The sequence below is a fragment of the Kinneretia sp. DJ1R-11 genome, assembly GCF_025717595.1.
Taxonomy (GTDB): Bacteria; Pseudomonadota; Gammaproteobacteria; order Burkholderiales; family Burkholderiaceae_C; genus Paucibacter_A.
In genome coordinates, this window is sequence record NZ_JAJIRR010000009.1 from 1 (window position 1) to 15,007 (window position 15,007).

At 61.2% G+C, this 15,007-nt stretch carries 10 protein-coding genes and 3 tRNA genes; 2 read left to right on the forward strand and 11 right to left on the reverse strand.

The window, feature by feature from the left end; translation table 11 throughout:
* Positions 1-110: 110 nt before the first annotated feature.
* From LNV23_RS15275 to LNV23_RS15285, 3 genes are all read right to left on the reverse strand, one after another.
* A tRNA-Thr gene (locus tag LNV23_RS15275) sits at positions 111-185 on the reverse strand.
* Positions 186-274: 89 nt separating this feature from the next.
* Positions 275-348: transfer RNA gene (locus LNV23_RS15280), tRNA-Gly, on the reverse strand.
* 75 nt (positions 349-423) lie between these two features.
* Positions 424-509, reverse strand: a tRNA-Tyr gene (locus LNV23_RS15285).
* Positions 510-1,103: 594 nt separating this feature from the next.
* Here LNV23_RS15285 and LNV23_RS15290 point away from each other — a divergent pair.
* On the forward strand, positions 1,104-3,755 hold the full coding sequence (locus tag LNV23_RS15290; RefSeq protein ID WP_263563762.1) for a TonB-dependent receptor: 2,652 nt from the start codon (positions 1,104-1,106) through the stop codon (positions 3,753-3,755).
* 66 nt (positions 3,756-3,821) lie between these two features.
* Here LNV23_RS15290 and LNV23_RS15295 read toward each other — a convergent pair whose 3' ends face one another.
* Together LNV23_RS15295 and LNV23_RS15300 are read right to left on the reverse strand one after the other, a co-directional pair.
* The gene (locus LNV23_RS15295) at positions 3,822-4,529 is read right to left on the reverse strand and encodes a DUF6445 family protein (RefSeq protein ID WP_263563763.1); all 708 of its coding nucleotides are present in this window, start codon (positions 4,527-4,529) and stop codon (positions 3,822-3,824) included.
* 73 nt (positions 4,530-4,602) lie between these two features.
* Positions 4,603-6,135, reverse strand: a complete 1,533-nt coding sequence (locus LNV23_RS15300; RefSeq protein ID WP_263563764.1) for a tryptophan halogenase family protein — start codon at positions 6,133-6,135, stop codon at positions 4,603-4,605.
* A 278-nt stretch (positions 6,136-6,413) separates the two neighbouring features.
* Here LNV23_RS15300 and LNV23_RS15305 point away from each other — a divergent pair, with 278 nt between their 5' ends.
* A complete protein-coding gene (locus LNV23_RS15305) occupies positions 6,414-7,700 on the forward strand; it encodes a formylglycine-generating enzyme family protein (RefSeq protein ID WP_263563765.1) in 1,287 nt (428 codons plus the stop codon).
* Here the strand turns inward: LNV23_RS15305 and LNV23_RS15310 are convergent.
* The 6 genes from LNV23_RS15310 to nagA all read right to left on the reverse strand — a co-directional run bounded on the left by LNV23_RS15310 (position 7,690) and on the right by nagA (position 15,007).
* Complete coding sequence (locus tag LNV23_RS15310; RefSeq protein WP_263563766.1) at positions 7,690-8,760, reverse strand: acyltransferase family protein; 1,071 nt, start codon at positions 8,758-8,760, stop codon at positions 7,690-7,692. The two genes, LNV23_RS15305 and LNV23_RS15310, sit on opposite strands and share 11 nt — an antisense overlap.
* Before the next feature lie 91 nt (positions 8,761-8,851).
* Positions 8,852-9,772 (reverse strand): glycoside hydrolase family 16 protein, encoded by a 921-nt coding sequence (locus LNV23_RS15315; RefSeq protein WP_263563767.1) that lies wholly within the window; start codon positions 9,770-9,772, stop codon positions 8,852-8,854.
* A gap of 4 nt (positions 9,773-9,776) precedes the next feature.
* Entirely contained in the window at positions 9,777-11,099 is a 1,323-nt protein-coding gene (locus tag LNV23_RS15320) for an MFS transporter (RefSeq protein WP_263563768.1), read from the reverse strand.
* Positions 11,100-11,147: 48 nt separating this feature from the next.
* Positions 11,148-12,626 carry a beta-N-acetylhexosaminidase gene (gene nagZ / locus LNV23_RS15325; protein WP_263563769.1) on the reverse strand — a complete coding sequence of 493 codons (1,479 nt, stop codon included), beginning with the start codon at positions 12,624-12,626 and terminating at the stop codon, positions 11,148-11,150.
* 220 nt (positions 12,627-12,846) lie between these two features.
* Positions 12,847-13,857 carry an SIS domain-containing protein gene (locus tag LNV23_RS15330; protein WP_263563948.1) on the reverse strand — a complete coding sequence of 337 codons (1,011 nt, stop codon included), beginning with the start codon at positions 13,855-13,857 and terminating at the stop codon, positions 12,847-12,849.
* A gap of 19 nt (positions 13,858-13,876) precedes the next feature.
* Positions 13,877-15,007, reverse strand: a complete 1,131-nt coding sequence (gene nagA, locus LNV23_RS15335) for an N-acetylglucosamine-6-phosphate deacetylase (protein ID WP_263563770.1) — start codon at positions 15,005-15,007, stop codon at positions 13,877-13,879.

Here is a 15,007-nt window from a genome sequence, read left to right on the forward strand (position 1 = left end):
ACGTGACCGATGGTGCCGACGTTGACGTGCGGCTTGGTGCGTTCAAACTTGCTTTTTGCCATTTCTGCGCTCCTGAGAAGGACTCGATCAGACTAGAAGAAGAAAAGAGGTGGTGCCCATGACGCGGATCGAACGCGTGACCTCTCCCTTACCAAGGGAGTGCTCTACCACTGAGCCACATGGGCATCGGCACAGGTTTGCAGGCAAAACAACCAACAAACCGGTAACGACACTACCAACAACACTGCGCCTTACGCCGCTTCGCACCCAACACTGGAGCGGGAAACGGGAATCGAACCCGTGTCATTAGCTTGGAAGGCTAAGGTTCTACCATTGAACTACTCCCGCCCGGGAGCCTTGCGACCTTGCTTGAGATCGAGCTGCCGGACCAGCCGACAGCTCGAATCAAGAAAAGTTTTGCCTTGGTGGAGGAGGCTGGATTCGAACCAGCGTACGCGTAAGCGGGCAGATTTACAGTCTGCTGCCTTTAACCACTCGGCCACCCCTCCGAGGCAAGCCTGCTACTGTAGCACAGCATTTTTCACTCGCCAAGAAATTTTCTGGCTTTTGATGCTTGCAGCCCTTCGCTGCCAAGCAAAGCCACCCCGCCCCTTACACGCAGGGACCGGGCTTTGATACACCTATGGAATTAAGCCAAACGGACGGGTGGCGCCAGCGGGTCGGCATGAACATCATCCTTGCTTGCCATGACCCGCCGTAGGCAACACCGCGGCCGGCCCCGGCGCTCTCGCACAGTGGCATTGGCAACAGCTCCCAGCAACCCTCCGAGATCAATACCAATGTGCTACCAAGAGAAGTCGCCAGCGTCGCTGCTTTACGACACCCGACGGTCACGCTTGGGCCCTACTGCTGGCGCAACACTTGTCTGCAAAAACATGGTGGCAACATCGCCACAGCAGGGAAAACACGAACCGAAAAGTGGTAGCAAAGTGGCACTACCGAGCCGTATAGTGGCATGGCATTGGTTGCATTCGTACGTCATAGGAGGCACCAGACACATGCCAATTTGCAGATTGGCATTGCACTGGTTCCGCGTCGTAACAGGCCGACTCATCCATTCCGGCCAATATCGAGGAGCAGTTATGAAGGTCAAGAAGAATCCCATCGCCGCGGCAGTCACGCTGACGCTGCTAGGCGCTTCGCTTGCCGCGCAGGCACAGCAAGCTGAAACGAAGCAGGACACCGCTCAATTGGAGCAAGTTGTCGTCACTGGCATCCGCGCGTCGCTGCAGACCGCAGTGAACATCAAGAAGAATTCAAATGCCGTCGTCGACGCGGTCTCCGCTGAAGACGTGGGCAAGCTGCCTGACGCTGATGTGGGTCAAGCTCTGGGCCGCATTCCAGGCGTGTCTGTCGGTCGTGACTTCGGTGTTGGCGCCTCGGTGTCGATTCGTGGCACCGACCCGCAAATGACGTACACAACCCTGAACGGCCAAACCATGGCCTCGACAGGTTGGTATGACCAGAAAGCCATCGATCGCTCGTTCAACTATTCCTTGCTTCCGTCCGAACTGATCGGCGGCATGGAGGTATACAAGACCTCACAGGCTGACTTGACTGAAGGCGGCATTGGCGGCACCGTGATCGTCAAGACCCGCAAGCCCCTGGACATGGCGGCCAACACCGGTTTCGCCAGCGTCAAGCTGGGCAAGGGTACGGTCAGCACCGACCTCAACAAAGAAGCATCGGCTTTGTTCAGCTGGCGCGATGAGCAGAAGAAGTTCGGCGTGCTGGTCGCTGGCGCCATGGAAAAGGGCGACTACATGCGCCGCGGCATCGAAGCCGATGGCCGCTGGTCCGGTGATGTGGTGCCGGGCACCTTCTTCCAGGAAAAGCAGCGCTCCGCCGTGAACGTCACCTTGCAGGCGCGGCCGGCTGCTGGCATGGAGCTGGGCCTGAACTACACCCGCCTGGAGTACCAAGCTCCGGCAGGCAACACCACGCACTACGCCTTCACTCTGCAAGATCCGGGCAAGGACTACGCCGACACCAAGGCTTGTACGCTGGCCAATCCTACCGCCGGCCTGCTCTGCTTGAAGACCAAGCTGGATGCGTCGAACGCATCGAGCACTTTCATGCAAACCTGGGCGCGTGACGCCACCATGAGCTCGGACAGCTTGGTGCTGAATGGCTCCATGAAGGCTGACAAGTTCAAGCTGGAAGCTGTTGCAGGCACCACCAAGGCCGACGGCGGCACCTCGCTGACCAGCAACTACAGCTATGTGGGCTGGGGCAATGCTCCCCTGCTGCCGAAGTGGGAAGGCACGACCGACGCCACCGGCAAGCAGATTGTGATGACGCCGAGCAAGGACATGAATGTCGGCCTCAACAAGCTGCCGGCAACCTCGGGCCCTGAATCTTGGGCGACCGCCCGCGGTCCCAACAAGGACAAGGAAACCTTCGCTCAAGTTGACGCGACCATCGACCTCGAATGGGGTGCGCTGACTTCGTTCAAGACCGGTGCGCGGGCCACCAAGCACACCTTCAGCAAGACCGAGTTCCGCCCGACCTTTGTCACGCCTGGTCTGACCGCCTCGACAGCAAGCCTGTTCGACGGCTCGATGCCGGTCGGCACCGCAGGCTGGAACGTGCCCAAGCCCAATCTGTCTGCCATGTTTGACCTGGCCAACTCCAACGTCAAGAGCTGGGTGGAATCCCGCGGCGGCTTCGGCGAACTGGAAGAGAAGAACACTGCTTTGTACGGCATGTTCGACTTCGAACAGGATCAATGGCATGGCAACTTTGGTCTGCGTTACATCCGCACCAAGGCCACCGCTTCGTCCTACTTCTTTGACGGCAAGTCGGACATGACCAACGTCGTCGAAGCGAACCGCGGCTGGAGCACCACCAAGAAGAATGCTGACGCGTCATACAGCGACTGGCTGCCCAGCTTGAATGTGGTGTATGACCTGAACAAGGAAACGAAGCTGCGCTTCGCTGCCTCGTCGGCGATCACCCGCCCGAACTACGACAATATGTTCATTGGCGGCTCCACCGCTGGCTGGCAAGACACCTTGCCAGGCAACGAAACCGTGACCTTCGGCAAAGTGGGCCTCAAGCCGATGAAGTCGAACCAGCTGGACTTTGGCCTCGAGTACTACTATGGCCGCGGCAATCTGGCTGCTGTGACCTTCTTCTACAAGAAGGTCAACAACTTCATCACCACCGACACCCTGCTGAATCAGCAGATCGGTTTGATCAGCCCGGACACCGGCAAGGACAACTGGACGATCAACACCTACAAGAATGCTGGCGGCGGCAAGATCACGGGCTTCGAGGCCCAGATCAATCACGGCTTCGGCAACGGCTTCGGCACGTCGATCAACTACACATACACCGACGCAACCGCGCCTGGCAAGAGCTACCAAGACGAGCTGAATCTGTTCACGCTTTCGTCCAAGCACAACGCCAACTTGGTCGGTTACTGGGAATCGCCCACCTACTCGGCTCGCCTGGCCTACAACTGGCGCTCGAAGTACATGGTGCGTGAGACCGGCTATTACAGCAACCGCATGCATGACGCCTTCGGTTCGCTGGACCTGAGCCTGGGCTGGAATGTGACCGACAAGATCCGCGTGAGCTTCGACGCCACCAACCTGCTGAAGAATGACGACATCCAGTACGGTGCCGCCGGCGCGAAGACCTCGCTGCGCGCCTCGTTGAAGGAAGGCTACCCGGCCTGGTCGTTCATGGGTGAAACCACCTACCGCTTCGGCGTCAGCGCCAAGTTCTGATCGAACCAGCGCCCACCAAGCAAAAGCCCGGCAAATGCCGGGCTTTTTTCATGGGCGAAACAAAGGTCAGAAATCGAAGAATGTATTGACCGTCAGACGACCGCGCCGCGGATCGGCGCACACACCGATACCCGGATTGATACATGCGCTGTGTAATAAGCTACCGGGATAGACCACCAATCGATTGAAACGGGCCGGCATCATTCCCAAGAATTGAAAGTGAGCATCGGAATCATCAAAATAGCGCGGCTGGGGCGGCGCTCGCCGCAGTTCATCGAGATAGATGTCTGAATAGGACTGCACATTCTCTGGCGCTATCCTCTGAAAACCAGTTGCCTTGTGCCGATAGAACCCGGTTCCACCATGCTCGGGACCGCAGAGATACAACAATACAGCCATATGGTGGGGTGAGCTCGAATCGAAATGCGGCGTGCGTTGCATCACGCCCAAGCGATCAGGCGGCACCGTCGTCAACGAGAACTCACAAGCACTTTTGTTCAGTCCCAAGTGGCCAGGGATATGGAAATTAATCCTGATCAAGGGCTCCAACAATTCCACCAAACGCTGCGAATACGCAGCGGGAGCCGTGGCACGCAAACCAGGGTAGCCCTTGCCTTGCTCAAAACCCGGGCACGGCGAGAACTGGCTTTGACACGCCGCTGCCACCATCTCCGCGGGATCGATCAAGAAGTCATCGACAAACACCACCGACTGTTCGCCAATCTGGACCGACTGGACATCGGGTGGCATTCGAATCGCAATAGTCATTTCCATTCTTTCTGCATCAATGGCCACAGATTCTGGCCATCCACAATCCAAGCGCCTGTCGCGGATGGCTTCAGCCAGTCTATTTCCGCTGCATTTCTCGGTATGCGGCCAAAAAGCCGCTCAACCATTCGCGATGGCCAATCAATTCACCGGCCAAGGCCTTTTCCAAACCCTTGACCTGATTGAGCTCTCGAACGTAGACCTGAACCTCGTTAGAAGTCATCGCACGAGCCTTTGTCGGGTACTTCATACCATACAAAACGAAAAGAAAGTTCTCGACATCAAAGAGATCGAATCGACTGAAGAAATCCGACTTCTTCGGCGGATTCACACGCCACATGGCCAATCGCTGCGCGAGAACCTCCGAGATTTGAGCTGCTTCGGTATTCAAACGCCAAAACTCAGAATCGCGGCGGTCAGAAATGCAGTAATGCAGTTGCACAAAGTCCATGACCCGCTCCCAGGTGTACGCAACTACCTGATTGCAATACGCTGCGGCGGCCGCCATGGTGCCTCTTTCGGGGGAGAAGTTCCTCGCGAACAACTCTGCAGCAAGGTCTGTGACAAAAATCGACGTCGCTTCCAACGGCTCAACAAAGCCCTGAGCCAAACCCAACGCAACCACATTTTGGTGCCAAAACTTCTCCCGATAGCCGATCCGCATGCCGATCTTTCGGGGCGACAACCGGTCGGGTCGCTGTCCGAGATGCGCGGCCAAACCTTCCAGCGCCCGCTCTTCGGGCATGAGCGAGCTCGCATAAACGAAGCCTACGCCGCGACGGTTGGTCAAAGGAATATCCCAAAGCCAACCTGCAGCATGCGCTTTGGCCAGGGTGTAAGGCGGAATTTCGCCATTCGGATCAGTTGGGATCTGAACAGTCAGGGCCGTATCCGTCAGTATCTGCGAGGACTTGTCGACAAATGGCACTTTGTACAAACCACCGAGCAGCAAAGAATTGAACCCCGTGCAGTCAACGAAGAAATCAAACTGCAGTTGCTCACCCTCCTTGGTCAACAAATAGTCAACATCGCCGCTTGAACTCACAACGGCATCGACCACGGTCGCCTGTTTGCGATGCACGCCGAGTCGCTCCGTGGCATTTCTTGCGAGCAACTGACCGAATTTCAAGGCATTGAAGTGATACGCGTAATTGATCGGCGCCTCAAACGGACCCGAAGAAACTTTCTTCGGTGCTTTCATGGCATCCGCCAAAGCGGCCACTTCAGTCAGCGAGGAAAACTTCATATCAGCCGCGTTCTGCAAATACATGGCTGTCACGTCAAGCCCACCGGGGTACGGCGAGGAAAACGGATGGTAGTAAGAGTTGGCGGCCTGATTTTGCCCCGGGGCCAGCCAATCAATGAACTTGATGCCCACCTTGAAAGTCGCATCACATTCAGCCAAAAGCTCCGCCTCTGAGATGCCGAATTTCTGCAAGGACTTGCGGATATGCGGCACTGTGCCCTCGCCTACCCCAATAATTCCTATTTCGGCTGATTCGATCACGGTGATCGAGATGTCCTGTTCGGCTCGCAACTCAACGGCCAAATGATTGGCGGCAAGCCATCCGGCCGTGCCGCCACCAATGATTGCAATTTTTTTGACGCGCATTATCAAATCAACCTATCAAATGATGTTCGCCATCAGACTGAACGTGTCTTCAAAAAACAGGCGATCATCGCCGTGAGATTTCAATCTTGAGAATCCGTGCATCCATTCCGATGACGTTTTGAACCCAGAGCTGAGGCGCGGGAATACAAAGCACTTGTAACTATTCCCCTCAAAATACGCTGAGCTCTACAGAGCAGATACATCTATCATCATGCCCGAGCTCCAGCTGTCATGGAATAGTTTTTCTCAACCCAAATGTCTGACTCTCAAGGCGATCCATGAAGTTGAATAGACAGGCGTTCATCCTCGCACTCGCCAGTTTGATGGCTGGCTGCATGAGCCTGCCGAGCACCACAGAGGCTCTGCCAGATTTCAATCAGCAAGATATTGACTACTGTAAAAAGCTCAGCCTTGCGAAGGTGAAGCCGAATATCAGAGTGATCGTGCCCGCGATTTCATTGCCGGACCGCCTCAATTGCACCTCAGGCAGCATGCCGGGTTCAAGCAGTTGCTCGACCATTCCCGGCATCAAATACCCTGCCATTGAAGAAGACCTCAATTCCGATGCCCGCGTCAATGTCCTGAGCGAGTGCTTGCTCGCGAAATTGCAGGCACGAACCACTTTGACTGCAGCGCAAGGGGGCGAAAACAAGGCGAGCTCGGCTCCAGCATGGGCAGTAGCTCCAGAACTCAGCGCCCAGGTGGAAGCCAAAGCGAGGCAACTGCTCGGAGCCCCCGCTTCTGCTATGGCCCGCGCTGCTGACACCTTGAGCGGCAAGCACATCCAAGGGCGCAAAGATTGCGCGGTTTGCCCGGAGATGGTTTTGATTCCAGCTGGAAGCTTCAGCATGGGAAGCACCAGCCACCTCTCTGAACAGCCGGTGCACCCAGTCGCAATCGCGAGTTTCTTGCTGGGCAAGTATGAAGTGACCCAGGCGGAGTGGACTGCCATCATGGGCAGCAACCCCAGCGCCAATACAGCTTGTGGAGAACGCTGCCCGGTCGAAAGGATCAGCTGGAACGAAGCTCAAACTTTCATCCATCGCCTCAAGCAACTCACGGGCTTGAACTACCGCTTGCCCAGCGAAGCGGAATGGGAATACGCAGCTCGTGCCCGCACCACGCTGACCACAGATCCTGAAGAAGAGGTGGAGCAGCTGCAGCAAAACGCCTGGTACAGCAAGAACAGCAAGGGGCATGTCCATCCGGTCGGTCAGAAAGCGCCCAATCGATTTGGCCTGCACGATATGCAAGGCAATGTCTGGGAATGGGTGGAGGATGTGTTCCACGAGAACTACCTAGGTGCGCACTCCAACGGCCAAGCCCGTCTGAGTCACAGCGAATCGGCCAAACGCGTGCTGCGCGGCGGTTCATGGTTCAACGAGCACAAGCTGTTGCGCCCACATCACCGCAACTCGGACCTGCCCGAAGCCAGCTTTGTTTTCTTCGGCCTCAGGCTGGCGAGAGATGTGACGCCTTCCTCGCCACCTTTGAAGGAAGCCCAGGCTGATGCCGAACCCGCAACCGCATCGGGCAAGGTCAATGCATCAGGCCTCAAACCTTGAGGTAAATCCCCCGCCGATCCATCAATTTCACGATCAGCGCCCACACCGCCACGAATGCCAGCGCAAACGCCAATGAGGCGTTGAACGGCCCGGCCAGGCGATCGATCCAGCCAAAGGCACCGGCATAGAGCGGCGCCATCAGACCGAAGCCTTCGAGGATGACGGTGCACATCCAGGCGCCGGCGTACGCAGCGATGGCGTTGACGCCGAAGCTGCGGCCCAACGCCGGCCAGCCGGCTTGGTCGATCAGGCGGTGGGCCAGGGCCAGGGCCAGGGCGCCAAGGCCGCCAGTCCAGAGCACGAAACTCGGGGTCCAGAGTTGCTTGTTGAGCGGCTGAAACTCAGCAACAAGCAGGCCCAAACAGGCGCTGCCCAGGCCCAGCAGCCATAGGCTTTGCCGCTGAGCACGGCGCAGGTACTGGCCGGCTTGCAGGCCCAGCAAGCTGGTGGCCAGCGCGCCTAGGGTGCTGACCAGGCCTTCCGGATCGTGGCCCAGGCCGGTAGCCGCATTCCACTCATAACCAAAGCGACCGAACAAGGCGGCGTCCCAGCGCGAGGCGATATTGCCCACCTTGTCGAGGCTGCCGCCCCAGGCCAGCAACGCGCCATAACCCAGCAGCAGCGCGGCCAAGAGCCACCACAGCTGAGCCTGGCGGCGCAGATGGAGAACGACCAGGCCCGTCACGGCAAAGCAGATGGCAATGCGCTGCAGCACGCCAGGAATACGCAGCTCAGGCTTGCCCATCAGCCACCAAGCCAGCAGGTGCAGCACCAGACCCAGGGCCAGGATGCGCAGGGCACGGATCAGCACCGTGCGGCGCAGCGGCGCCAGCGGCGCTTGCGCATCGACACGCGGGCCAAGAGCCAAGGCCAGCGAGACGCCGACGATGAAGAGGAAGAAAGGAAAGATCAGGTCCGTGGGCGTGCAGCCATGCCAAGCCGAATGCTCGAGCGGCGCGTAGACATGACCCCAATCGCCGGGGTTGTTGACCAGCAGCATGGCGGCCACGGCCAGTCCTCGCAAAGCGTCCACCGACGCAAACCGTTGGCTAGCGCTCATCGCGGCCCGCCCTTTCCATCGCATGCAAACAAGAACACAGACTCACTCGACTCCACAAACGAGCGCGGGCGAACAACCACGTCGACCGGAATCAGAAATCACACAGGCTGCTCAGGGCCGGCTCGGCCGCTGGAACCGTGTCCAACTGGGCCACGCCACCGGCGCGCAGGCGCTTGACCTCGGCATCGACCTCGGCCGGGCTCAGCACCTTGTTGCGGGCGTGAAAAATCCAGTCCACATCTTGCTCATAGGCCCGGGCCTGGCTGCTGGCCGGCAACAAGCCGCCGGGCGAGAACCAGAGGTTGAAGTTGATGGACATCAGCGAGACCGGATAGTTGCGGCCACCATGGGTGGCCAGCTGGCGGCCATCGAGAAAGAGCTTCACTTGGCCGCCCGCGACCTGCATCAAGAGCTGATGCCAGCCATTCAGGTTGGTGAACTCTTCGTGCGACTGGTTGTAGCTCTTCCAAGGCTCGAGCTGCACGGTCTGCCAGGCAATGCCATAGAGCCGCGTCTTCTCGCTGCCCCAGCCGCCGTTGGGCAGGTACTCCCAGTCGATCTCGCTGAACTCGGGGTCGAAGTCATGGCGCAAGGGCGCCACCACATAAAAGGTCTGGATCACCGGGTCGCCGTCGACGCCGCGCACGGGCGCATCGCTGAAGCGCAAGCGGGCCGCATACGTGCCTTCCAGATACTTGCGTTGGTGGCAGATCTGGGCCTGCGCCGTGCCGGCGCCATTGCCGTCGGTGTGTGCGGCCAGACGCAACAGGCGGTTACCGGCTTGCTGCGGATCATCGACCAGGCTCAGCTGCTCGGTGCTCCAGCGCGCGCCCGTCACGCCTGGGTGGCCCGCTTTGCTGCGCGGCGTCCAACCCTGGGCCCAGAGGCCACTCAGTTCGCGGTAGCTGAAGTCGTCGAAGAACACGCCGCCAGGCGCAGGACTGGCGGCATGCGCCTGAACCGCGAGCAAACCCGCCGCAGCAGTGGCCAGGCCCAAGAAAAAGCCGCGCATGGCCTCAGCGGCTCGCAGCGGGAGCGGCGTCACCCGCCGCTGGGGCAGCCTCTGCCGTTTGCGCGCCCGGGATCTTGACGAAGAACATCAGAACCAGGGCCGGTACGCCGCAAGCAATCGTCCAGAGGAAAAAGCTCTGGTAGCCCATGGCCACCTGGATATCGCCGCTGATGGTCTTGGAAAAAATGAAACCCAGTTGCATGACGCCAGAGCCGAGCGCGTAATGCGCGGTCTGGAACTTGCCCGGCGCGACCGCCTGCATAATGTAGAGAATCATGCCGACAAAGCCGAAGCCGTAACCGAACATCTCCACGGCCACGGCCGCGCTGATGTGGAGCATGTCCTGCGGCAGGCTCACGCTGAGGTAGTAGAAGGTCACATTGGGCACGGCCATCATCAAGATCAGCACCGGCATGGCGCGCTTGAGACTGAGCCAGGACGTGAAGTAGCCACCCAGGATGGACCCGACCAGAAAAGCCGCCGTCCCCACCGTGCCATAGACGCCGCCCACTTGTTCGGTGCTCAGCCCCAAGCCACCCTTGTCGCGCGCCTCGATCAGGAACAGCGGCCCGATGGTCTGCACCTGCCCCTCGGCAAAGCGGAACAGTACGATGAACAGAATTGCCAGCCAGATGCCCGGCTTGCGCAGAAAGTCGCCGATCACCTCGCGCAAGGTGCGCGCCACACCTGCAGCGCTGATGTCGGCCGTCTCGGTGTTCAAGGTGCCAGGCAAGGCATAGGCGTTGTAAGCGGCCAGCAGCGCCAGCAGAATCGCCAGCAAGACAAAGATGATGGACCAGGCGTTGAACACACCATAGCGGGTCTCCAGATGCCCGGCCAGCACCAACAAGCCGCCCAAGGTCAGGAACTTGGAGGCATTGAAGAAGGCCCCCTGCCATCCTGCATAGGCGGCCTGCGACTTGGAATCAAGCGCGGCCATATAGAGCCCGTCGCAGGCGATGTCATGAGTGGCCGAGGCGTAAGCCAGCACGAAGAGCACGCCGATGGAGGCCGCAAACCACATCGGCAACTGCAAGGCCAGCGCCATCAGGCCGAGGCCCGCAGCACCGGTGAACTGCATGGCCACGACGATCAGCTTCTTGCTGCGCGCCAATTCCAGGAACGGGCTCCACAAGGGCTTGATCGCCCAGGCCAACCCCAGCAAGCCGGTCCAGCGGGCAATCTGGTCATTGGCCACGCCCATGTTCTTGAACATCAGGCCGGCAATCAGCATGACGACAAAGAACTGCATGCCCTGCACAAAGTACAGGCTGGGAATCCATCGGATCGGGGAACGCCCTGCCGCGGCTGATGATTCTTGGCTCATGGCCGGTCTCCTCGTGTGTTGTTCTCAGGCTGACAAGGCGCGCCGGACTCAAGCATCCAGCCGCACAGGCGAGACGGCCGCAGCCACTTGCTCGCCCTGCAACCATGCCTGCAGGCCGGCCAGAGCGCCATCGGCGTAACCCCAGCTCACCACGGTCGGACCCGGCACATCGATGGCCTGGAAAGGATTCCACAGCACCAGGTGCAGATCGGGCATCCAGTCACGGGCGTTCTGGCCGTAGCGCATGCGGTGGGTCGAGGCAACGATGTTCAGGCGCCCGTCCTGCGGCACCGTGTCCCAATCCAGGGCCAGGATGTCCTCGACGAACTCGATCTGGGCATTCGGGAAGGCGCGGAACAGCTCGACGATCTGCGCGCCCGAGGGGCCGGCTTCCGAGACCCCATCGGTCGGCACCTCGGGCTGCACGAACACGCGCAGGGCCGCATCGCGGGCCGGCGGCGTGGCGCCGCGCAAGGCGGTCAGGCCGGCGGCCCAAGCCTGGCGCATCAGGCGGTCATCAGCGGCGCGCGGCTCGCCCTGGTAGTCGTCGTGACGCACCGGGTAGGCGGCGGCGAGCTTGTCCAGACGGGCGGCGGCGATGCGGCCCTGCTCCAGCGTCAGCTCGCCGCGCTCGAAGGCGTCTTTCAAGGCCTGGATGGACTGGCCCTGCTCGTCCAGCGAGCCCTGGGCCAGGATCATGTCGGCGCCGGCCTGGATGGCCATCACGGCGGCGCGGGCGTAGCCGTAGCGCTCGAAGATGGCCTTCATCATCAGCGCGTCGGTGATGACCACGCCGTCGTAGCCCCATTCGCGGCGCAGGATGTCGCCCAGGATCTTGGTCGACAAAGTGGCCGGGTGATCGGGGTCGATCTGCGGGTAGACGATGTGGGCCGTCATCACGGCCGGGGCGGCATCGCGCAAGGCCTTGAAGGGTCGCAGCTCCAGCGCGTCCAGCTCGGCACGGCTCTTGTCCACCGTCGGCAGGGCCAGGTGCGAGTCCACATGGGTGTCGCCGTGGCCGGGGAAATGCTTGACGCAGCAGGCCACGCCTTCGCGCAGCGAGCCGGCCATCCAGGCGCCGGCCAAACGGGTCACATCATCGGCATCTTCGGAGAAGCTGCGCTCGGCGATCACCGGGTTGGCCGGGTTGTTGTTGATGTCCAGCACCGGCGCGAAGTTCCAGTTCACACCGATCGAGGCCAGGCCGCGTGCGACCGCGGCGCCGACCTTCTCGGCCAGGGCCGCATCATCGGCCGCGCCCAGGGCCATGGCGGAAGGCGCTTGCGGCAGGAAGGTGGCGCGCACCACCGAGCCTCCTTCCTGGTCGAGGCCGATCAGGGCGCCGGGGCCCATCACCTCGCGCAGATCGCGGGTCAGCTGGCGCACTTCGGCTTCGGTGCCCAGGTTCTTGCGGAACAGGCAGACGGCGCGCACCTGGTTGGCGCGCAGGAACTCGGCGGTGGCCGCGTCCAGGGACTTGCCCTGGATGTCGACCATCACCAGCTGGCCGGGATGAAATTCACTCATTGACGACATCTCAGAAAACAGGGCTCATGAAAAACAAACCCGGGATAGACCACAGAGTCACAGAGACACGGAGCCAAAACGGTGAAATTCCAAACGAAACCCTCTGTGTCTCTGTGTCTCTGTGGTCGCATTTGAATTCGCTGTTTCTCCGCGAACGCCGGGTGTCGTTCGGGATCTGGGATGCTCTGTGCTTGAAACTTCTTGGCAGGAAGCGCCAGCTTTAGTTCGTCTTGGTGACCTTGGCCAGATGCGGCGGCGCATCCGGGTTGCGGCCGCGGGCGCGGGCCAGGGCTTCCACCATGGGGTAGAAGCTCTGCACCACGGCGATCGGGTCCAGGTCTTCATTGCCGGTGCAGGCCAGGGGCAGCTCGGCGCCGGGCGTACCCACCGGCGCGGCCAGCAGCACGCGGGCACCACGGCCGCGCATTTCCTCAGCCAGGGCGATCAAGCCAGCCTGGGCCGGGCCACGCGGCGCGAACACCAGCATGGGATAGCCCTCGTCCACCAGGGCCATCGGGCCATGCTTGACCTCGGCACCCGAGAAGGCCTCGGCCTGGATGCCGCAGGTCTCCTTGAACTTCAGCGCCGCTTCCATGGCGATGGGCAGGCCCGTGCCGCGGCCGATGACGAAGAGCTTGTCCGCGTCCTTGAGCACGTCGACGGCCACATCCCAGCGCTGCTTGGCGGCCTCTTCGAGGGCCGAGGGCAGCTGTTGCAGGGCAGCCTGCAGGTCTTCATCACCGCTCCAGGCGGCCACCACGCGGGCGCCGGCCACCAGCTGGGCGATATAGCTCTTGGTGGCGGCCACGCTCAGCTCGGGGCCCGAACGCAGCGGGAACACGAACTGCGCAGCATCTGCAAGGGGCGAGCTCTCGGCGTTGACGAAGGCCACGGTGCGGGCACCGCCTTCGCGGAAGAATTTCGTCGGCGCGACCAGATCGGGGCTCTGACCCGATTGCGAAAAGGCCAGGGACACCAGGCCGTCGCAAACGATCTTGCTTTGATACAGCGTCACCAGCGACATCGGCAGCGAGGTCACCAGGCGGCCCATGCGCGCCATCATCAGATAGGCCATGTAGTGGGCGGCATGGTCCGAGCTTCCGCGAGCCACGGTCAGCAGCGCCGTGGGCGGCTGCTCGCGCAGGACCTCGCCGAGCTCGGCGTAGGCGTTCTGGTCATGGGCCAGCTGGTTCGCGACAGCGGCGGGGGCACTCAGGGCTTCTTGCAACATGCGCGAGGCATGCACCAACTCAGGCGAGGTCAATTTCTTCTCCTTCAACGACCACGCCTTGCAACTGCAAATCACGGTCCAGTACAACAAAATCCGCCCAAGCACCAGGCTGCAGGCGACCGCGATCTTCCAAACCCATGTAGTCGGCAGCAAAGGTCGACACGCGCCGCGAGGCGTCTTCAATCTCCAGGCCCAAGCCGACCAGATTGCGCAAGGCCTGATCCATCGTCAGGGTGCTGCCGGCCAGGGTGCCGTCGGGCAGGCGCACGCCGCCCATGCACTTGGTCACGCGGTGGCGGCCCAAGCTGTATTCGCCATCGGGCATGCCGGCCGCGGCCGTGGAATCGGTAACGCAGAACATGCACGGGATCGAACGCATGGCCACGCGGATGGCTCCGGGGTGCACATGCAGCAGGTCGGGAATGATCTCGGCGTACTTGGCGTGGGCCAAGGCGGCGCCCACCATGCCGGGCTCGCGGTGGTGCAGGCCGGACATGGCATTGAACAAATGGGTGAAGCCGCCGGCGCCATGCTGCAGGGCCTGCACGCCATCCTCGTAGGTGCCGGCCGTGTGGCCGATCTGTACCTGGAAGCCTTCGGCGCGCAGCTCGGCGATCAGCTCCAGCGTGCCGGGCAGTTCCGGCGCCAGGGTGATCAGGCGGATCGGCGCCAAGGCATGCAGGGCATGGATCTCGGCCAGGGTCGCGGGCTTGGCGAAGTCGGGCTGGGCGCCCAGCTTGCCGGGGTTGATGTAGGGGCCTTCCAGGTGCACGCCGAGCAGGCGGGCCGAGCCCGGCGCGCGCTGGGCGCAAAACGGGCCGAGGGCGCTGAGCGCCGAGCGGATCTCGTCCAGCGGCGCCGTCATGGTGGTGGCCAGCATGGAGGTGGTGCCGTGGCGCACATGCAAGCGCGCGATCTGGCCCGCGGCGTCGCCGCCTTCCATGGTGTCGCGGCCACCGCCGCCGTGCACATGCACATCGATGAAACCAGGCAGCACGATCTGGCGCTCGCCGGCATCGTGCCGGACCTGGCTTTCCGTGACCGGGCTGCCGTGGATGGCGCTCACGCGCCCTTCAACATAGTCCAGTCGACCCCGTACAAAGCCTTGCGGCGTGAGGATGTCTGCGTCGATGTGCTGTACTGGGGTCAT